Consider the following 18,664-nt stretch of genomic DNA (forward strand, 5'->3'; position numbering starts at 1 on the left):
ACTATATCACAAATTCAAAACTATTTCAAGAAAAAAATTGTATTTTTTCTGTTTGACTGGATAAGGGTTAGTGATTAGCTTCTTTCTCTTCTTTTTCCTTATCTTTTGAATCCTTTTGATTTTCTTTGTCTGCTGCTTGAGATGGCTCGTCTTTTAATTCAGGATTTTCAGTAGTTGGCACTTCTTCTGATGAAGGCTTAGAAGAGTTTTCTAGATTCTCAGCTTGACTGTTTAACTCTGCTTCAGGAGATCCAGCTGGATGCTCGCTATCATTAGAATCTCCTTGGCTGCTTGCTTCAGATGAGGCTGGCTTACCTTGTACATCTGCACTTATAGGCTCACTTTGCTTAGGTGCTTCCTTCTTTTCGTCCTTTGCATCAGCAGGCTTATTATTGTCAATGCTGCCACCCTGAACATCTGGGAAATGCTGCGCCAAAGCTTTCGGAATTTTATTTTCATTCAATTCAAGCTCTTCTTTAGGGATGTGATTGTCGCTGACATTGATATAAGTCACCGTCTTATTTGGTTCCTGCAGCGCTAAGGTTGTAATTTTATTCTTGTTGACAGTCAGATTGTCTAAAGCCCTAAACTGATTAATCCCTTCCAAGTTTTTCAGCTCATTCTCAGCCAAGTTTAAATTCTTCAAGGAAGACTGAGCGGCTGGAATATCCAAAGATGTAATCTTGTTTTGACTCGCGGACAAGGTAACTAAGTTCTTAGCAGCTTCAACTCCTGCCAGTGAAGTCAGACGATTGCCATTTAGGCTTAGAGTTGTCAGATTTGGATTAAACTTCAGGAAGTTCAAGCTCTCAACATTGGAATTATCAGCTGTTAATTCTTCAAGTTTGGAAGCTTTGAGGGTATTGAGATTTAAGTTTGGATTATTGGATAAGAAAAGCCTTGTTAAATCTTCTTTTTGGCTCAGAGCAGAAACATCTTGTAGTTGATTATGCTCTAAACTTACCGCTTTTAATTTCGGAAGCTTGGTCAAAGCAGAAATATCAGAGATATTGTTGTAGTCAAGGTTCAATGACTCCAGATTTTTCAACTTTGCCAGCGGTGAGATATCGGCAAGGTCATTACCCGCTGCTGCCACTGTTTTGAGGTTTGGGTAATCCTTCAAGAAAGATAAATCAGTGATGCCATTCTGGGAAATATCCAAGCCTTCCAAGGTCGGAATCTCTTTTAAGAAATCATAGTTGGTAACGCCCGTCTTTGTCATCCACAGCTGTTTTAAATGTTTAAATTGCAGCACTGGTCTGATGTTCTTTATCGGAGTAAAGCCAATCCCCAGAACCTCAATATTTGGCATCAGTTCCAAGCCTTTTCTTTCCAGCGGATCTTTGCGCTGGCCGATATTTAGATACTTTACAGTTGCCAGCCAGGCTTTCATCTTTTCCTTATCCTTCTCATCTGATGGGAATGGGGTATCTGCCGTAGCATGTAAAATATCTTCAATGATCTCATCATCAAATCCTAGAGTTTTCAAGGTTGCCATACCAACTGCGTCATGAGCGTGTGGATTTCCATGAGGATCAAAAGGCTTAGTCGTATCAATCTCACTGACCAAGGTCGAATGGCTATGATCACCATGCGGATAGATAAATACCTTTCCTTTATCTGTATCGCTCACTTGAATCAGGCTTTCATCGATTCCTAATTGCTGAGCCAAATAGGCCTTTTTCTTGGCAACTTCTTCTTCCTTGTCTGATGGACTTGGAGTAGGTTCAGGTGCAGGAGCTGGTGCTGGTGAAGGCTGTGCTTGCCCTTGACGGCCATAGTAGGCATCTTCAGCAGCTTTCTTATGTTCTGCGGGAATCAATGACTCCCAAGGAGAAGCAATCAGCTGCTCATAGGGGATGAAATGAGTATGACCATTATGATCTGCCAGCAATCCTGTCGCAAGTTTGCCTGTTACCCCTGTGCCTCTAAATAAGAATCCATCACTTGTAGGGTAATCAATTCCAGCAAACTGGCGTTTAGTTGTCCCTTGCTGCTGGGGGACAGATGGTCTAAGCGTTGGCTGATAAATATGTCCCGTAGGATTGCTAGAAGGTGTTGGACGATAGGTCGGTGCTTGTGCAAGATTCCCCACAGACTGTTTCAAAATATAATGGAAATGATCCCCGTGACGCACAACATAGCCGTATTGGTCTTCCGACACAATGTCTCTAGGATTAAAAACATAGCCATCATCAGCAATGCTCATTTGATTTGCCAGCTGATCCGTTCCCCCAGGCGCTTGCCCATCTTTTGGTATCAGATAGGCCCATTTACTATTTTTCAAATCAGAATAAAATATAAAATGCGTATGACCATCATGCTCTAAAATCAGACCTTCATTGGTTCTAGCTTTAATTTGTGACTCACTTTTGAAGAGAAAACCATCATCCGTCGGCTTATTAACTCCAGGAACCTGTCCTTTTTTGGTCGCCTTACTTTTCTTCTTCACCTCTTGCTTGGTCTTAACCTTATCCTTACTGCTTTCCTGTTGAGACGGCCGAGACTGACAAGCCGCCAAGCAAAGGTTACAAGCTAAGATGATTCCTGCTAATCCTAACAGTTTTTGATTGCGTTTCATTTCTTCCTCCTTTTTTATTTAACCGGTTAATCATTAACTAGTTAAATATATCATACAAATCTGATATTGGCAAGAAAAAATCGAAGTAAAATAAAAAAACAGAGCAAATCTGTTTTTCACCTAAAATTCACATGTCACTCTGAAGATTTTTTCTTTGAGAAAGAGATGGATTTTATCCCGTAAAAGATAAAACCAAAGATCAGGTAGGCTGCAAAGATAATCAGAGACATCTGGATGACATAAGGCCAGCCTTTCTTAAAGACATTGAGGAAAAAGTAAGGAAATGGATTATCCTTGGATCTTGGAATATCTATTTTCAAGAAAAAGCCATTAAAGAGAGCAAAGGCCATGTAGACCAAAGGCACACTTGTCCAAGAAATCGGATCAAACCAACGGTACTGGCGCGATTTGTCAAAGATTACTGTATCCAAAAGAAACGCCAAGGGTACTATATAATGACACAGAAAATTCTCTAGACGGTAAAAATCTGTCGCAATTGGGGCTAGCAAGAGGTGATAAACGACACAAGTAATCATGATGGACATGGTCACCCCGCCCTTGATTCGCAAGATTTTCGGAGCCTTCCAAGCATCGCCAGGTCTCATCATCAGATAGACCAGATAGCCCGTAAAGAGCAGGACCAAGAGATTGGACAAAACCGTATAGTACATGAGCATGCCCACGCCATACTTAGTGATTTCCAGATACACACCCAAAAAGGCCAGGATAAAAAGAATAATTCGATAAATTAAGATAAAACGACGATTCATAGAGACCTCAAATTTTCTTAACAAACTCTGACTTGAGCTTCATCGCACCGAAGCCGTCAATCTTACAGTCGATATTATGGTCGCCTTCTACGATGCGGATATTTTTCACGCGCGTTCCCTGCTTGAGATCCTTAGGTGCTCCTTTGACTTTCAGATCCTTAATCAAGGTAACTGTGTCGCCATCAGTCAGCTTATTGCCATTAGCATCGATCGCTACAAGTTCTTCTTCTGCTTCTTGGACCTCGGCTGGATTCCACTCATAGGCGCACTCTGGGCAGACCAAGAGCGTTCCATCTTCGTAGACATACTCTGAATTACATTTGGGGCAGTTTGGTAAGTTGTTCATTTTTTCTCCATTCTAGTCAAGGCTGCTAAATTCCCATACCAGCCTTCTATATATGATTAAGCTCTTCCTTCATTTTTCAAGTCCAGCAGAACACTAAGCTATGTGAAGGTCAACTAAATCCTAAAAATCTAGTTTTCTCCTATTTCCACACCATTCTAGTATAAGCTATTTTAAGCATTTTGACAAATCTCTTTCAGGATTTTTACAGGTCTTGACCTTTCTACAAAAACAGTGTACTATACTAGTGTATATACAGATAAAAAGGAGTCACTATGAAACCAAAATCTAAAAATCAGTTTATGACGCTGACCGCTTTTTTGACTGCACTAGCTATTGTTATCCCACTAGTTATGCCAATTAAAATTGTCATTCCGCCCGCTTCCTTCACCTTAGCCAGCCACGTCGCTATCTTTCTGGCTATGTTTATCTCCCCTCTTATGACGGTGATTGTCGTGATTGGTTCTGCTATTGGGTTTGGAATGTCCGGACTTCCTTTTATCATCACGCTTAGGGCCCTGTCCCACTTGCTCTTTGCTAGCATCGGCGCTCTTTATCTGCAAAAGCACCCGGACACACTGGACAGCCAGAAGAAGACTTGGATATTTAATTTCCTACTGGCCTTGATTCATGCCTTTGGCGAAGTGGTCGTCTGCATCCTCTTTTACACGACTTCTGCCTATCCTGCTAATGCTTTCTATATCTTATTTGGTCTGGTTGGACTTGGTACGGTCATCCATAGCATGGTCGACTTTGTCATTGCTAAGTTCATCTATCAAGCGCTAAAAAAGATTCGCTAGAGCTTGAAGATTCCTGACTTTTGGTTTACAATGAAGCTATGACCAAGCAAAGACGAGAAGAACTATTAGACCTTTTGAAAACATCATCTGCTGCCCTCAATGGCCAGTCACTGGCGGAGCATTTCCATGTGACCAGACAGATTATCGTGCAAGATATTGCCCTCTTGCGGGCTGATGGTGCTCCCATCCTCTCAACCAACCGTGGCTATCTTTATAAAGACCGCCAAGAAAGCGCTGCTGTTCATCAGCTCTTCAAGGTTCAGCATAGGGCTGAGGATATGGAGGCCGAGCTGCTGGCTATCGTGGATAATGGCGGACGCGTACAGACTATTTTGATTGAGCATCCAGTTTACGGAGAAATCCAGACTTACCTGAAGCTGACCTGTCGCCGAGATGTCCAGCATTTTCTCCAACAGGTCGCATCCTGTGCCTTTCGTCCCTTATCTGAGCTGACAGATGGAGTCCACTATCACCTAGTACAAGCCGACTCCCAGCAGGATTTGGACTATGTAGAATCTGCCTTGAGAGACCTAGGATTTTTACAGGAATGAATAGCAAGAAAGAAAAAGACTGATTAGGCCCCAACCTAGTCAGTCTTTTTAGTACATACTCTTGCGCCAACCGCCTTCTATGCGCTCGTGATAGTAATATTCTGACAGTTCCTCATCTTCCATCATACGCAGAAGTTCTAACATATCGTAGGCCAAGTCCAGCTGAGGCAGGGTTTCCTTGTCTACCCAAGAGATCTCGCCCTCTTCAGTCGAGTGAATCTGACCAGAGGATTCAGTCGCTTTGTAACAAAAGACGATGTAGCGAACCCCTTCATCCGTATGCCAGTTCTTAACTCCGACCAGTTTTGGATGAGTAATAGTCAAACCCGTTTCCTCTAAAATCTCACGGACAACTGAATCATGGAGAGACTCACCCTTCTCAATATGCCCACCTGGGAAAGCATATCCAGACCAACGATAGCGCTCAGGAGAGCGATACTGCATTAGGACTTTACCACGCGGCGCATCTTCAACAAGGCAGATGTTTGTTAGGATTGTTTTTTGGGAACGTGACATGGATTCACTCGCTTTCTAAGTTATTAAAACATATCTTCATTATATTTCACTTCTAACTTCATGACAAAGGGATTAATCAATTCATGATGCTCATAGGTACTATGAACCACAAAACCTCTGACAATAATGATTTCTTTATCTTGTATATGATAGTCTATATTGATGGGCATGGCAGTATTCGGAATGATTGACAAAGCAAAGAATGCCGAAAACCAAAGATAAAGTGCCACTAGTGCACTGAATAATTCAAAAATGAGGTGATACCAATGAAAATCTCTTATCCTAAAAAAGACTATCCAAGAATGGATAAAGAAGGTCAAACAAAGAATAAAAAACCAAGTATTCCACAAAACCGGAGTAAAGGATAGACCAAAAGCTAACAAAATCAAATGAAGAATGACAAAGGTTAGCAAGGCCAGATAGAGTGTTTTAAATGAAAATAACTTAGAGAGATTTTCTTTGGTCATGTTTTTTCCTCTTTATTTCATTATATTTCAAAATCAACATCGTTAATGCTGGTATAAAGAAAAAGATTAGATAGGTAGCAATCGGAAACCAAACATAGCGAGGATTCAGGTTCCACAATGGTGGCAGAACCCCCTCTCCGTCTTCTAATTCTATTCCTACACAATAATGCAAAAGAAAAACTAGACCATTAAGATAAAGAAAAAATTCTGAAAAACCTTTTAGTGTGTTGAACCCTTCTTCTCTTAGACTTCCAAACCAGGAATAATATGGGAGAACAATCAAAAGTGTCAAATTTAAATATAAAGGGCTAATATATTTAAACTCACGAAGCGGACCCGGAATAGACTTATTTCCAAATGTTAAAAATCCCACTCCAATCGCAACCATTATAAAGAATATATAACCTAAAAGAGCTTCTACTATCCAATGTTTTTCCAACCAAAGGATAAACTTGTTTCCCTGAGCTTTTACTTTTCTCTTGTTTTTATTTTTCTTTTTGGTCTTACTACTCATTCACCAACTCCACAATCTTCTGGAAAGTCTTGCCATTTCGGATAGTCAGTTGCTTGTAGAAACTGGACTTGAGCAGTTTCTTATGATAGTTGGACTTGAGATAGTCCGCTTGGTCAGCATTGCTATAAAAGAAAGCCGTCTGACCAAAATGCAGCTGCTCCTTGTCATTCGCCCAACTGCCTGCCAGCTCTTGGACACTCTCCCTGTCTGTCTCCGGCAGATAAAAAAGAACATCTCGCCGAAAGGCTGTTTCATCCTGCCACCAAGTAGGCAGATTGGCTGTTTCTTTTTGAAGCATAGCAGAGCTGACAAGGACGAAAGGCAGAGGAAAATCGTAAGACTGACTAAAATAAGCCAACAAGATCTCCCGAATCCTCTCCTCCTGCTCCTCGCTCTCAAAGAAAAGATTGCCGCTATTAATGTAGGAAACCGGATTTTCAAAACCCAACCCAGCTAAATCCTTCTTCAAATCAGCCATAACGACCTTGTTTTTCCCGCCGACATTGATGCCGCGGAGTAAAAGTGCATAACGCATGTGGTGCTCCTTAAAAATATATCTATTATTTCCAAACTAACTATTAGAGTTTTTCGAGTAGATCATCCGTTTTTCTTTCACGGCTTTTCCTAGGTCAATGACCTTTTCCTCGTCGTCAAAAACAAAACCCGTTTTTTCATAAAAGGCGATGGCACGTTTGTTATCTTCTAAAACCCATAACATAATCTCTTGATAACCATCCAAGGCAGCAAAAGCAGCCTTTATTAACTGCTGTCCTATACCCTTGCCATAATAATCTTTTAAGACATACAAAGCGAAAATTTCACCAGCTATCCTAGCTGGATCTCGAAAATCACCGTAGCTAACAAAGCCGACCACTTTAGCATCATCCAAAGCGATCAAGGTATTTTCAGGATACTTTTGACTATAAAATCGGCACTTATCCAAAGTCATTTGTTCTTGAAAATCCGCTGGCAAGATGCCATCATAAGCTTCTCGCCATGTCTGCCAATGAACTCTGGATTTCCCTTCTATCTCCTCAGCTGTTTCCATTTTTTTGATAGTGATGACCATTTGTTTTCTCCCATTCTTCTCTCAAAATGCCGTATTTAATACTATCAAAATAAACACCTTGATAATAACGAACTTTTGAAATATGAGCTTCTTTTTTCATTCTTAATTTTTCAGCCAATTTCATCATACCAAAATTCCCTGACCATGTCGTCAAACCCAAATGCTCTAGCTCTAAATAATCCTGAAAGGTCCTATCTATCCACTGCAACATAGCATTTCTTCCTATGCCAGCATTCCAGTATTCACTCTCATAGATATCAATTCCTAATTCCATCCATCTTGTTTGCTGGCATTCCCAATAACGTGAAACAGTTCCAACTAGTTTACAATCTACAAAAATTCCTAAACGATTCGAGTTATTTAGAAAATATTCTGATTTTTGTAGTTTAAACTCCTCAAAATTTGTAAAATACTGATAATCATCAAAGTAAGGAGCGTCGTACTGTTTCCAAATTGGATTAGGATGCGAATAAGCAATCTCCCACAAAGGCATTAAATCTTCTTCCACTAGTTTTCTTAAACAGATCATATTTATCCCTCAATCCATCGCCTTTATTTCCAGAATCATATCGCGAATCTGTGCGGCCAGTTCGAAGTCGAGAAGTCCGGCAGCTTCTTGCATTTGGCCTTCCAGTTTCCTGATCATGTCCTTGCGCTCTTGCTTATTGAGGCTTTCAATTTCGACAGTTTCGTCCTTGTCTGGCAGGGCAGCCTTGGTCACGCTAATTAGGTCGCGGATTTCTTTCTTGATGGTCTGCGGTACAATGCCATGCTCTTCATTATAAGCCATCTGGATTGCCCGACGGCGGGCAGTTTCATCAATAGCGCGCTGCATGGACTGAGTCATGGTGTCCGCATACATAATCACATGCCCCTCGCTGTTGCGGGCTGCCCGTCCAATAGTCTGGATAAGACCGCGTTCGTTGCGGAGGAAACCTTCCTTGTCTGCATCAAGAATTGCTACCAGACTAACCTCAGGCACATCAATTCCCTCGCGCAGCAGGTTAATCCCAACCAGAACGTCAAAGACACCCAAGCGCAGGTCTCGAATAATCTCGGTTCGCTCCAAGGTCTTAATGTCCGAGTGCATGTACTTGACCTTGACACCCATTTCCTTGAAGTAGTCCGTCAAGTCTTCCGCCATCTTCTTGGTCAGGGTTGTGATAAAGGTACGCTCATTCTTTTCGACACGAGCATTGATTTCACCCAAGAGGTCATCAATCTGCCCCATCGTTGGGCGGACTTCCACCTCTGGATCCAGAAGCCCTGTCGGCCGGATAATCTGCTCAATAACAGTATCCGTCTGTTCATTTTCATAGTCGCCCGGCGTAGCCGATACATAGACAATCTGGTGAACATGGCTCTCAAACTCCTCCCGGCGCAGCGGACGGTTGTCCAAGGCAGATGGCAAGCGAAAACCATAATTAACCAGCATCTCCTTACGAGAGCGGTCACCATTGTACATACCCCGAATCTGTCCCATGGTCATGTGACTCTCGTCAATCATAATCAAGAAATCATCAGGGAAAAAGTCCAGAAGGGTATAAGGCGGCTCTCCTTCGCTCCGACCATCCATGTGGCGAGAATAGTTCTCAACTCCATTGGTATAGCCCATTTCACGCAGCATTTCGATATCATACTCTGTGCGCTGCTTCAAGCGCTGGGCTTCCAGAAGCTTGCCTTCCTTCTCAAAGATAGCCAGCTGCTCCTCTAGCTCGGCCTGAATCTTAGCAATGGCTACTTCCATGTGGTCTTCATTGGTCACGAAGTGAGTGGCCGGGAAGATGGCTAAATGGTCCACCTCACCCAAAACTCGACCTGTCAAGGCTTCGACCTCACGGATCCGGTCAATCTCATCTCCGAAAAACTCTACCCGAAATGCATGTTCATCCCGAGAAGCAGGAAAAATCTCCACCACATCTCCACGAACCCGGAATTTCCCCCGCTGAAAGTCAATGTCATTGCGCTCAAACTGGATATCTACCAAATCATTGAGCAGCTTGTCACGGGAAATCTCTAGTCCAGGACGCAGGCTTATCACGCTGTCAGAGTATTCCTTAGGCGATCCCAGACCATAGATACACGAGACCGAAGCCACGACAATCACATCATTACGCTCCAAGAGGGCTGATGTCGCTGAGTGACGGAGCTTGTCAATCTCGTCATTGACCGAGCTATCCTTTTCGATATAAGTATCACTGGAAGGCACATAAGCCTCTGGTTGGTAGTAATCATAGTAGGAAACGAAGTATTCCACCGCGTTATTGGGGAAGAACTCCTTAAACTCACCATAAAGTTGGCCGGCCAGGGTCTTATTATGGGCGATAACCAGAGTCGGCTTGTTGACCTGAGCGATAACCTGACTCATGGTATAGGTCTTACCAGTACCCGTCGCTCCCATGAGAATCTGAGCCTTCTCGCCCCCCTCAATATTGTCCACCAACTGCTCAATAGCCTGGGGTTGATCTCCTGAAGGCTCGTACTTGGAAACCAATTCAAATTTATTATCTGTTATTCTGTTAATCATCTTTTATTCCTCAAATTGTGCTTCTATCATTTTACCATATTTGCCCTATTTTCTCTGGATTTGGGTATAGGTAGAATGGCCACGCTTCTACCATCGTCTGTCCCTTGTCATACATCTCGTTAAAAGACATAAAAAAGGCCCAGCTCAACTGGGCGAAATGGTTATTTCTTAAAGATCAGAGCTTGAGGCAGGCGATTTTCTTTTTTGAGTGACCAGTAGAGATAGGCAATGCAGCCAATCAGGACGATACTGGCAAAAATAGATCCTTCAGCACCAAAGGCTCCGCCGGACAGTATATCGACAGAAGATTGCGAGCTATAGTTCAAGATAGAGGTAGATGCTCCTTGGCCACTGACCTGAATGCCATAGATATTTCCTTGCACAAAATTCCAAGCGCCGTGCATACCAGCCAGTACCCACATATTGTCATACTTGAGCATAAGGAAACAAGCAAAGATACCGTCTAGTATGATATTGACAATAGAAAGAACGGTCACACCAGGGTTAAAGAGGTGCAATGCCCCGAATAGAGCGCTGGAAATCAAGATACCAATGAAGATATTTGACTTAGCACTAACTGCTGGAAAGAGCCAACCACGCGTCACTAGCTCTTCTGTCCCACCTTGGAGAATCCAGAAAGGAATGATTGCTAGGACGAAAATAAAAGACTGCAAGTTAAGCTGACCTAATTTCAGACTGCCTGTCCCCGTTACCAAGAGCAAGACAACAACTAGTGAAAACTGAACGGCTCCAATAAGGAAGCCTTTGAGGAGATTTTTGAACCAGTCTTGTTTATAAAATCCCAGACTAGAAAAAGGACGCTTCTCACGATATCGAACCCAGAGGAAAACTGCTAGGGCGATAAAGAAGAAAGTAAACAGTTCAAAAAATAAACTATAGTGACGGAAAAATTCCATAAGTGCTGCTTGTCCGCCAGTAGGGTTTGTCGCACGGAACAAAATACCAATAACAAGCCCAATCGGAAACATTCCGAACATTCCAGCAAAACGACCTACATAAACAAAACCAATAGCAATCAAGATAGCCAACCAAATCGGCGGAATATAACGCGATTGCTTGATAGCATCCAACATACGAGATTTAAACATATACACATTCCTTTCCTTGTTTGAATTTATTATAGCACATTATTTTAGGATGAGCAAAAGAGAACGGTCTGAACCATTTTAGTTGTCTTATCAACTTCAATAATCTAAGTCTTTTCAGTTCCTCACCCATTGACGCTATATTACTAAATAATAAATTAGAAAAATCTATCAGTCCCCTTCGTTTTCTCTAGTAATCTCTTCAATGTTTGTTATTTCTTCGTCTAACCGTTTATCAAATTCCGCCTTATTCTTGAAGGGATAAGAATAAGTCCGCCAAGTATACCATTTAAGCCCTTCATCGCCTTTGTAATACCATTCTATCTTAGTTGGCAGAAAATCTTTGTTGTATGTGATGCGCACCTTTGAAAACTGATCTTCTTCCCTGTAGATGTATTGTAACTCAAATTCGGGTGGATATTTTTCTTCTAATAAAGATTTATTCACTAGTGATTCAGGTGAGCGGGTAATTTGATAGTTTGATTTTTTTATTTCATCAGGTCTAACATTTAAATTAAGAAGAATTGAGGATATTTCATTATTTAACGCTCTTTCATAATATTCCTTAGCTTCATATTTACTACTCCCCCCAAACAGTTTGTTGTCTTTAATCGCAGCTCCATGAAAATAGTAAAACTCTTTATTTTTTAAATCAAATCCTGTTCCAAAATCATTGTTTGCCTCAATATCTGACATGCTTTTAACAAAAACAAATCTTTTATTCATTAAGATTGAATATGCATCACTTGTGGTCTTTTTGATATTGTTTGCTACGACTGTAACCATAATAACCACGATTACTAGGCTTGATACCACTAGCATACTCTTTATATTTATTATACTCTGCCACTTTTTCATCTTCGGACATACCCTTTGTTCTTTCTTGCCAAGCTTCATAATCTTTATGTCCTCCTCCTTTTACAATATCTGCATACTGACCGCCCTTTTTGTCCAAATCTTCTTCAGATTTGAAGATACTCTTAGCTTTTTGCCTGAGTTCAGAGTCTGCTGGCTGTGTAACATCCAATCTATTATGTTGGTCAGCATAAATTCCAGTGACTGCGTCATTATTCCCTTTTGACGGACCGTAGTTAAAGGACTCTGTATTAGCAATTTCATGCAATTCATCATGAGTATAATGTTCTGGATTGGAATCATATCTACCATTAGGTAGCTTATGCTGATCATAGGCATCCCACTGTGTCTCAAATTCTCCTGTTTCGAGATTCACAATAAATTCAACCATTCGAGCATTATTGAAACCTTTTTTTGGATTAACAGTGCTTTCTTGAGGAACTTGAACTTTCATATTGTAAGGACGTCTGAAAACATCTGTATCTTTATCATAACGATTATGATAGTTAGCTCCCGTAGTATAATCAAAAGTAAGCCCTTGCTCTTCACCGTACGCCAAAAGCTTTTCATAATCACTAGCACCCTCATAGTTATTTCGAATATAATAAATTGCTTGACGATCAAGATAATAGCGGAACAGGTGAATTTGTTGACCTAAGCCAGATTTATCTTCCTTAAGCGATTTATCCTTAAAAGTCAAAATTACATCTTTTCTAAAATACATCAAAAAGTCTCCATGAGGTGACATTTTATCAGAAAATTTATGAGTAGCACTGGTTAAATGCATGAAATTATGTTCATCTACTTCAGCTCCTAAATGTTTGAGAACTAATTCTAATTTTTCTCTGGAACTCATCTTACTTGCTGCATACATGCCTGTGTAGACGTCAGATCCTACTTCCTTTGTTTGAGCATATAGTTCGTCACGTTTATTGTAGAACTCTTGGCCTGTCTGAAGTTTTGCTGTGCTTGATTTAACCTGATTGATATAATTCTTTACAGCCGCATCATCCCAGCCATCAACTTTCTTCAACTCTTCAGCCTGTTGGCGCAGTCCCGTGATATAAGAATTGTATTCCTTCCATGAAAGATTTTGTGGTCGCTCAATCTGATATTTCTTAGCAAAATCACGATTTGCTTTTAGTTCTCCCGCTACGGTCGTCCACGATAAATCTGCAGGAATACTATAGGTCCCTGTATTAGCATCCCAAGAGCTGGCTAGCTGCCCCACACCAGTATCAATTGCTTGCGCCAAAGCGTCAATATCTCCAAATATTTCAGGAGAACTAGCATTAAAAGCTCTGAGTTTATCTAATTTTTCTTGAAGTTTATCTCGAGCTGCAGAATAGGTATCTCCAAGTTTCTGCAGTCCCTGTAAACGCTGAAAACTTCCCGAACTAGTTGACTTGCTCGCTGCAATGGTATCTATTGAAGCTTGATTGGCTGCAATAAGCTGGTCATAATGCTGAATATCCTCTATTAGCTTATCCTCTTGTAAATCCTCATCTGCAACTTGTGCACGATACTCCTTTGGAAGAGATTTAACATCTGCCTGAGTTGCTTCAGCCAATGCTACTCCTGTTTCTTTTAATGGAATAATGACACTGGTAATAAAAGCTCTAAAGGAATCATAAGCTTTACCAGATAAGTCCGAGACCGAATTTTCCACTTGTTCGAGAGAATTTCCTAATTCTTTATAGCTATCCAAATGGCTTTTAGTCATAGCTGTAGTACTCTCAACTTGCGAATCTAAACTTCCGCAATAAACTTCAATTCCCATCTACTTTATCCTCCGTTTGATTGATTCTGATACGTTCATGATAAATGTCATTCAAATCATCTTCTAGCTTACGCTTTTGAAGGTTAATCTCATCCAAATCATCTAAAAAACTCTCAGAAACAATATTCGATTCATGAAACGCTTCTGAATATAACTGTTCAAAAAAAATTCTGGAAGAGGGATAAGACTCGAATGAATCCCAAAGTTGAGTTTGCGCTTCTGAACGATACCAATCGAAATTTTCTTTTTGGTTCTCCAACAATCTTTTTTCCCGCAGCAGTCTTTCCTCCTGCAAAAACAAGCCCGCTTCCTTTTCTCTCAGTTCATCAAGTCTCTTCTCTTTATTCACGATTCTGTCCTTCAATTAAACGAAACCTTCCAACACTATCCTCATCAACTGCTTGAAATTGCTCAGCCACACTTTTAATATTAGTGCAAGCTGATTGAATGGCCAACGAAATATCCTTGGCTTTACTTTGAGAAAGATCTATTGCATGATGCGCAGAATCATTTCCCAAAAGTTTAGTCTTTTCATCCTTAGAAGCATTTGAAACACTAGCTAGGGCATCTCCTCCATTCTTCATAGCTGACGCTAATTGTTGAACGATCAAAATATCGCTTTTAATTTCTTTCATTGACTCTTCCCTCAAATTTACTTTTATAACCCAATTCTAGCATATTATTAGGCAAAATAAAACTGCTCTTTATTTTAACACTGTTTCTACATCTTCCCCACTAACTCAGTCAAACTACCGTCTTTTTTCATCTTGATAAGCAAGTAAAGCACGGCTAACAAGAGAATGAGCGAGCTGAAAACAGAGGCTTCAGCGCCGAAAGCTCCACCAGTCAACCAGCTCCATTCTGACTTTGGAATAAAGTTCAGGACTGCCGCGTCAACGCCAGTACCACTAACGCTGAAACCATAGATATTTCCTTGGGTAAAGTTCCAAGCAGTATGAAGTCCTATAATCCCCCAGACATTGTCCGTCCGGAGCAGATAGAGACTTGCAAAGAGCCCAAATAAGGCAATGTTAAGAATGGAAAGAATACCAATATCTGGATTGCCTAGGTGCAAGAGGGCAAAGAGCAGGCTTGAAGTCAGCAAACCGATGGGCAAGTTGGTCTTTTTGACTGAAACTGGCAGAAGCCAAGCCCTTGTCACTAGCTCTTCTGCCCCGCCCTGAATCATCCAAAGCGGAAGCAAAATCAAGATATAGAGGAAAGGTTCCAGCGTCAGCTGTCCCCATTCGAAAGAGACAGCTCCGCTCAACAGCATAAGCAGAGCGACTAGACTAAAGAGGAGAAAACCTACTGTCAATCCTTTGACTAACTCCACCAAGCTTCCTTTTTTAACAAAGCCCAGAGTCGCGAGCGGTCGTCCTTCAGCCCAGCGCACCCAGAGAAAGAGAACCAGTATCATAAAAACAAAGCTAAACAAAAGAAAAGGCAGGGCAAAATTGAAGAAGATTTCAAAGAATCCGCCTTGCCCCAAGAAACCTAGCATAAGACTTAGGAAAGCAGAAATTGGCTCCAAAGCCAAATAAGCCAACTGCTGTCCTCCTTGCACAAAAACAATCGCCAGAAAAAGAGACAAAATATAAGGAGGGACAAAGCGAGCTTGATTGACTCCGTCCAAGATACGTGATTTTTTCATAAGAACCTCATTCTAATCTTGCTTTCATTCATTTCCAGTATAGCAGACTTTGCTCTAAGAACAAAGAAAAGTTACAGTTCTTCTTACAAAAAACACAGAGTTTATATGTCAGAAAATCTAACATAAAAACAGGAGAAATTTGCCTAATCAGTGTTTTTTTGCTATAATGCTAGAATGCTAAAAAGGAGGAAGAAAATGAAGAAAAAATTTTTAGCAATCTTGCTAACATTATTTCCATTTTTTGCGTTAGGGGCGACAGCCCAGGCAGATACGATCAAAATCGTATCCGATACTGCTTACGCACCATTTGAATTTAAAGATTCTGATCAGACTTACAAGGGGATTGACGTTGATATCATCAACAAGGTCGCAGAAATCAAAGGCTGGGACATTGACATGAGTTTCCCTGGCTTCGATGCAGCTGTCAATGCGGTCCAAGCCGGCCAGGCGGATGCCATCATGGCTGGTATGACCAAGACAAGCGAGCGTGAAAAAGTCTTTACCATGTCTGATACTTACTACGACACTAAGGTCGTTATCGCGACGACTAAGGCAAACACCATCAGCAAATACGAACAGCTGAAAGGAAAGAAAGTCGGTGTAAAAACAGGAACGGCTGCCCAACGTTTCCTTGAGAAGAACAAGGATAAGTACGGCTACACTCTCAAAACCTTTGACACGGGTGACTTGATGTATAATAGCCTTTCTGCTGGTGATGTCGATGCAGTGATGGATGATCAGCCGGTCATTGAGTACGCCATCAATCAAGGCCAAAACCTGAAAATTTCTATGAAGGGTGAGGCTGTTGGAAGCTTTGCTTTCGGTGTCAAAAAAGGTAGCAAGCATGAGCACTTAGTTACTGAGTTTAACGAAGCTCTGGCGCAGATGAAGGAAGATGGAAGTCTGGATGAAATCATTAATAAATGGACGGCTTCTAAAGGCAGCTCTGACTCCGCCGTACCAGAGACTTCTACTCCCGCCGGTCAAAAAGCTACTCCGAAAAAAGACAAATACATTATTGCCAGCGACTCATCTTTTGCTCCTTTTGTCTTCCAAGATGACAGCAACCAATACACTGGGATTGACATGGAGCTGATTAAGGCTATTGCCAAAGACCAAGGCTTTACCGTGGAAGTAACCAATCCTGGCTTTGATGCAGCTATCAATAGCGTTCAGACCGGTCAGGCTGACGGAATTATCGCCGGTATGTCTGTCACAGATGCCCGCAAGAAAACTTTTGACTATTCTGACCCTTACTATACAGCCAACTCTATCTTGGCAGTCAAGGACAGCAGTAATATCAAGTCCTACGACGAACTCAAGGGCAAGACAGTCGGTGTCAAAACTGGTACCGCTTCTCAAACGTTCCTTGAGGAAAACAAGAGCAAGTACGGCTACTCTATTAAAACATTCTCAGATGCAGCTTCCATGTATGACAGCCTCAATACTGGCTCTGTCGCAGCTGTGATGGATGATGAGCCCGTTGTCAAATACGCTATCAAACAAGGCAAGAAGCTTAAAACACCTATTGAAGGTACACCAAGCGGCAAAGTCGCTTTCGCAGTCAAAAAAGGCAGCAATCCTGAGCTGATTGAGATGTTTAACAATGGACTGGCCAACCTCAAAGAAAGCGGCAAATACCAAGAGATTTTAGACAAGTATCTGGCTAGCGAGGAAAAAGAATCCACTGTAGATGAGTCCACTATTTGGGGCTTGCTGCAAAACAACTACCAAGAACTTCTTAAAGGTCTGGGAGTGACGATTGCTTTGGCACTGATTTCATTTGCGATTGCTATGGTCATCGGGATTATCTTTGGTATGTTCAGCGTCAGCCCTTATAAACCGCTGCGCTGGATTGCAGAAATCTTTGTTGATGTCATTCGTGGTATTCCGCTGATGATTGTGGCGGCCTTTATCTTCTGGGGTATTCCTAACCTAATCGAATCCATGACTGGCCAACAAAGCCCAATCAATGCTTTCGTTGCAGGAACCATCGCCCTCTCTCTTAATGCTGGCGCCTATATCGCAGAAATTGTCCGTGGAGGTATCCAGGCCGTTCCTGTTGGACAGATGGAAGCCAGCCGCAGCTTGGGGATTTCCTACTCCAAGACCATGCGCAAGATTATCTTGCCACAGGCAACTAAGATTATGCTGCCAAACTTTGTCAATCAGTTTGTCATCGCACTCAAGGATACAACGATTGTCTCAGCTATTGGACTGGCCGAGCTCTTCAAAACGGGTAAAGACATCATCGCCCGCAACTATCAGAGTTTCCGGATGTATGCTATCCTAGCTGTGCTCTATCTCATCATTATCACGCTCTTGACCCGCTTGGCAAAACGCTTAGAAAAGAGGATTAAGTAATGGCAAAATTAAAAATCGATGTGAACGATCTTCATAAATACTACGGGGAAAACGAAGTCCTAAAGGGGATTACTGCTAAATTCTACGAGGGCGATGTGGTCTGCATCATCGGTCCTTCCGGTTCTGGTAAGTCAACCTTTCTGCGCAGTCTCAATCTGCTAGAGGAAGTCACTAGCGGAACCATCACGGTTGATGGCTTTGATTTGACGGACAAAAAGACTGACGTGGATCTGGTCCGTGAAAATATCGGTATGGTCTTCCAGCACTTCAACCTCTTCCCGCACATGACTGTTCTGGAAAATATCACCTTTGCTCCTGTTGAGCACAAGCGCTTGACCCAAGACGAAGCAAATAAGCTGGGGATGGAGCTTTTGGAAAAGGTTGGCTTGGCTGATAAGGCTGATGCCAGCCCTGACAGCCTGTCCGGCGGTCAGAAGCAGCGGGTAGCTATTGCTCGCGGTCTGGCTATGAATCCAGACATCATGCTTTTTGATGAGCCTACTTCTGCCCTTGACCCTGAAATGGTCGGCGATGTTCTCAACGTTATGAAGGATCTGGCCCAGCAAGGTATGACCATGCTGATTGTGACCCATGAGATGGGCTTTGCCCGTCAAGTAGCCAACCGCGTTATCTTTACCGCTGACGGTGAATTCTTAGAAGACGGCAAGCCTGACCAAATCTTTGACAATCCACAGCACCCACGCCTCAAAGACTTCTTGGACAAAGTATTAAATGTATAAAACCAAACGAAGAGCCAGCTTATATGC

General features: G+C 41.9%; 20 protein-coding genes. 4 read left to right on the top strand and 16 right to left on the bottom strand.

Annotated features, from left to right (window positions below; all coding sequences use genetic code 11):
- Nucleotides 1–67 precede the first annotated feature (67 nt).
- The 3 genes from K4I03_RS02080 to K4I03_RS02090 all read right to left on the bottom strand — a co-directional run bounded on the left by K4I03_RS02080 (nt 68) and on the right by K4I03_RS02090 (nt 3,697).
- The gene (locus K4I03_RS02080) at nt 68–2,581 is read right to left on the bottom strand and encodes a pneumococcal-type histidine triad protein (protein WP_227963550.1); all 2,514 of its coding nucleotides are present in this window, start codon (nt 2,579–2,581) and stop codon (nt 68–70) included.
- Nucleotides 2,582–2,715: 134 nt separating this feature from the next.
- On the bottom strand, nt 2,716–3,351 hold the full coding sequence (locus tag K4I03_RS02085; RefSeq protein ID WP_227963551.1) for a Pr6Pr family membrane protein: 636 nt from the start codon (nt 3,349–3,351) through the stop codon (nt 2,716–2,718).
- A 7-nt stretch (nt 3,352–3,358) separates the two neighbouring features.
- Nucleotides 3,359–3,697 carry a zinc ribbon domain-containing protein YjdM gene (locus tag K4I03_RS02090; RefSeq protein ID WP_227963552.1) on the bottom strand — a complete coding sequence of 113 codons (339 nt, stop codon included), beginning with the start codon at nt 3,695–3,697 and terminating at the stop codon, nt 3,359–3,361.
- Nucleotides 3,698–3,969: 272 nt separating this feature from the next.
- On the opposite strand from K4I03_RS02090, the gene K4I03_RS02095 reads away from it, so the two are divergent.
- Both K4I03_RS02095 and K4I03_RS02100 read left to right on the top strand, forming a co-directional pair.
- Nucleotides 3,970–4,494, top strand: coding sequence for a membrane protein (locus K4I03_RS02095; protein ID WP_002906384.1), 525 nt, complete (start codon nt 3,970–3,972; stop codon nt 4,492–4,494).
- Between the two features lie 20 nt (nt 4,495–4,514).
- A complete protein-coding gene (locus K4I03_RS02100) occupies nt 4,515–5,045 on the top strand; it encodes a transcription repressor NadR (protein ID WP_227963553.1) in 531 nt (176 codons plus the stop codon).
- Between the two features lie 48 nt (nt 5,046–5,093).
- Here K4I03_RS02100 and K4I03_RS02105 read toward each other — a convergent pair whose 3' ends face one another.
- The 13 genes from K4I03_RS02105 to K4I03_RS02165 all read right to left on the bottom strand — a co-directional run bounded on the left by K4I03_RS02105 (nt 5,094) and on the right by K4I03_RS02165 (nt 15,533).
- Nucleotides 5,094–5,561, bottom strand: coding sequence for an 8-oxo-dGTP diphosphatase (locus K4I03_RS02105; protein ID WP_227963554.1), 468 nt, complete (start codon nt 5,559–5,561; stop codon nt 5,094–5,096).
- A 23-nt stretch (nt 5,562–5,584) separates the two neighbouring features.
- Nucleotides 5,585–6,028, bottom strand: a complete 444-nt coding sequence (locus K4I03_RS02110) for a hypothetical protein (protein WP_125409215.1) — start codon at nt 6,026–6,028, stop codon at nt 5,585–5,587.
- Nucleotides 6,006–6,542 carry a hypothetical protein gene (locus K4I03_RS02115; protein WP_227963555.1) on the bottom strand — a complete coding sequence of 179 codons (537 nt, stop codon included), beginning with the start codon at nt 6,540–6,542 and terminating at the stop codon, nt 6,006–6,008. The genes K4I03_RS02110 and K4I03_RS02115 overlap by 23 nt, the downstream gene beginning before the upstream one ends.
- Nucleotides 6,535–7,077 (bottom strand): DUF1697 domain-containing protein, encoded by a 543-nt coding sequence (locus tag K4I03_RS02120; RefSeq protein WP_227963556.1) that lies wholly within the window; start codon nt 7,075–7,077, stop codon nt 6,535–6,537. Before K4I03_RS02120 ends, K4I03_RS02115 begins: the two co-directional genes overlap by 8 nt.
- A gap of 36 nt (nt 7,078–7,113) precedes the next feature.
- Nucleotides 7,114–7,611, bottom strand: a complete 498-nt coding sequence (locus K4I03_RS02125; RefSeq protein WP_125402011.1) for a GNAT family N-acetyltransferase — start codon at nt 7,609–7,611, stop codon at nt 7,114–7,116.
- Nucleotides 7,577–8,140, bottom strand: a complete 564-nt coding sequence (locus K4I03_RS02130) for a GNAT family N-acetyltransferase (protein WP_125402010.1) — start codon at nt 8,138–8,140, stop codon at nt 7,577–7,579. Before K4I03_RS02130 ends, K4I03_RS02125 begins: the two co-directional genes overlap by 35 nt.
- 9 nt (nt 8,141–8,149) lie before the next feature.
- Nucleotides 8,150–10,138, bottom strand: a complete 1,989-nt coding sequence (gene uvrB, locus K4I03_RS02135; protein ID WP_227963557.1) for an excinuclease ABC subunit UvrB — start codon at nt 10,136–10,138, stop codon at nt 8,150–8,152.
- A gap of 161 nt (nt 10,139–10,299) precedes the next feature.
- Nucleotides 10,300–11,247, bottom strand: a complete 948-nt coding sequence (locus K4I03_RS02140; protein ID WP_227963558.1) for a CPBP family intramembrane glutamic endopeptidase — start codon at nt 11,245–11,247, stop codon at nt 10,300–10,302.
- A 168-nt stretch (nt 11,248–11,415) separates the two neighbouring features.
- Nucleotides 11,416–12,030 carry a hypothetical protein gene (locus K4I03_RS02145; protein ID WP_223311553.1) on the bottom strand — a complete coding sequence of 205 codons (615 nt, stop codon included), beginning with the start codon at nt 12,028–12,030 and terminating at the stop codon, nt 11,416–11,418.
- On the bottom strand, nt 11,987–13,879 hold the full coding sequence (locus tag K4I03_RS02150) for a DUF3114 domain-containing protein (RefSeq protein ID WP_227963559.1): 1,893 nt from the start codon (nt 13,877–13,879) through the stop codon (nt 11,987–11,989). The genes K4I03_RS02145 and K4I03_RS02150 overlap by 44 nt, the downstream gene beginning before the upstream one ends.
- Nucleotides 13,869–14,228, bottom strand: a complete 360-nt coding sequence (locus K4I03_RS02155; RefSeq protein ID WP_223311555.1) for a flagellar hook-associated protein — start codon at nt 14,226–14,228, stop codon at nt 13,869–13,871. The genes K4I03_RS02150 and K4I03_RS02155 overlap by 11 nt, the downstream gene beginning before the upstream one ends.
- Nucleotides 14,221–14,514 carry a TIGR04197 family type VII secretion effector gene (locus K4I03_RS02160; protein ID WP_223311556.1) on the bottom strand — a complete coding sequence of 98 codons (294 nt, stop codon included), beginning with the start codon at nt 14,512–14,514 and terminating at the stop codon, nt 14,221–14,223. Before K4I03_RS02160 ends, K4I03_RS02155 begins: the two co-directional genes overlap by 8 nt.
- 86 nt (nt 14,515–14,600) lie before the next feature.
- Nucleotides 14,601–15,533 (bottom strand): CPBP family intramembrane glutamic endopeptidase, encoded by a 933-nt coding sequence (locus tag K4I03_RS02165; protein ID WP_223311557.1) that lies wholly within the window; start codon nt 15,531–15,533, stop codon nt 14,601–14,603.
- A gap of 195 nt (nt 15,534–15,728) precedes the next feature.
- Between K4I03_RS02165 and K4I03_RS02170 the strand changes: the two genes are divergently transcribed.
- Together K4I03_RS02170 and K4I03_RS02175 are read left to right on the top strand one after the other, a co-directional pair.
- Entirely contained in the window at nt 15,729–17,897 is a 2,169-nt protein-coding gene (locus K4I03_RS02170; RefSeq protein WP_223313033.1) for an ABC transporter substrate-binding protein/permease, read from the top strand.
- A complete protein-coding gene (locus tag K4I03_RS02175) occupies nt 17,897–18,637 on the top strand; it encodes an amino acid ABC transporter ATP-binding protein (protein WP_002895249.1) in 741 nt (246 codons plus the stop codon). Before K4I03_RS02170 ends, K4I03_RS02175 begins: the two co-directional genes overlap by 1 nt.
- Nucleotides 18,638–18,664: the final 27 nt, after the last annotated feature.

Origin of the sequence: Streptococcus sanguinis (assembly GCF_020729725.1) — a bacterium.
Taxonomy (GTDB): Bacteria; Bacillota; Bacilli; order Lactobacillales; family Streptococcaceae; genus Streptococcus; species Streptococcus sanguinis_V.

What these genes read in the sequence shown, in the direction of transcription:
- K4I03_RS02125 (WP_125402011.1), bottom strand. Translation starts at nt 7,611, where the DNA reads ATGGTCATCACTATCAAAAAAATGGAAACAGCTGAGGAGATAGAAGGG.
- K4I03_RS02145 (WP_223311553.1), bottom strand. Translation starts at nt 12,030, where the DNA reads ATGGTTACAGTCGTAGCAAACAATATCAAAAAGACCACAAGTGATGCA.
- K4I03_RS02160 (WP_223311556.1), bottom strand. Translation starts at nt 14,514, where the DNA reads ATGAAAGAAATTAAAAGCGATATTTTGATCGTTCAACAATTAGCGTCA.
- K4I03_RS02175 (WP_002895249.1), top strand. Translation starts at nt 17,897, where the DNA reads ATGGCAAAATTAAAAATCGATGTGAACGATCTTCATAAATACTACGGG.
- K4I03_RS02130 (WP_125402010.1), bottom strand. Translation starts at nt 8,140, where the DNA reads ATGATCTGTTTAAGAAAACTAGTGGAAGAAGATTTAATGCCTTTGTGG.
- K4I03_RS02165 (WP_223311557.1), bottom strand. Translation starts at nt 15,533, where the DNA reads ATGAAAAAATCACGTATCTTGGACGGAGTCAATCAAGCTCGCTTTGTC.
- K4I03_RS02170 (WP_223313033.1), top strand. Translation starts at nt 15,729, where the DNA reads ATGAAGAAAAAATTTTTAGCAATCTTGCTAACATTATTTCCATTTTTT.
- K4I03_RS02095 (WP_002906384.1), top strand. Translation starts at nt 3,970, where the DNA reads ATGAAACCAAAATCTAAAAATCAGTTTATGACGCTGACCGCTTTTTTG.
- uvrB (WP_227963557.1), bottom strand. Translation starts at nt 10,138, where the DNA reads ATGATTAACAGAATAACAGATAATAAATTTGAATTGGTTTCCAAGTAC.
- K4I03_RS02085 (WP_227963551.1), bottom strand. Translation starts at nt 3,351, where the DNA reads ATGAATCGTCGTTTTATCTTAATTTATCGAATTATTCTTTTTATCCTG.
- K4I03_RS02150 (WP_227963559.1), bottom strand. Translation starts at nt 13,879, where the DNA reads ATGGGAATTGAAGTTTATTGCGGAAGTTTAGATTCGCAAGTTGAGAGT.
- K4I03_RS02115 (WP_227963555.1), bottom strand. Translation starts at nt 6,542, where the DNA reads ATGAGTAGTAAGACCAAAAAGAAAAATAAAAACAAGAGAAAAGTAAAA.
- K4I03_RS02080 (WP_227963550.1), bottom strand. Translation starts at nt 2,581, where the DNA reads ATGAAACGCAATCAAAAACTGTTAGGATTAGCAGGAATCATCTTAGCT.
- K4I03_RS02110 (WP_125409215.1), bottom strand. Translation starts at nt 6,028, where the DNA reads ATGACCAAAGAAAATCTCTCTAAGTTATTTTCATTTAAAACACTCTAT.
- K4I03_RS02105 (WP_227963554.1), bottom strand. Translation starts at nt 5,561, where the DNA reads ATGTCACGTTCCCAAAAAACAATCCTAACAAACATCTGCCTTGTTGAA.
- K4I03_RS02120 (WP_227963556.1), bottom strand. Translation starts at nt 7,077, where the DNA reads ATGCGTTATGCACTTTTACTCCGCGGCATCAATGTCGGCGGGAAAAAC.
- K4I03_RS02140 (WP_227963558.1), bottom strand. Translation starts at nt 11,247, where the DNA reads ATGTTTAAATCTCGTATGTTGGATGCTATCAAGCAATCGCGTTATATT.
- K4I03_RS02090 (WP_227963552.1), bottom strand. Translation starts at nt 3,697, where the DNA reads ATGAACAACTTACCAAACTGCCCCAAATGTAATTCAGAGTATGTCTAC.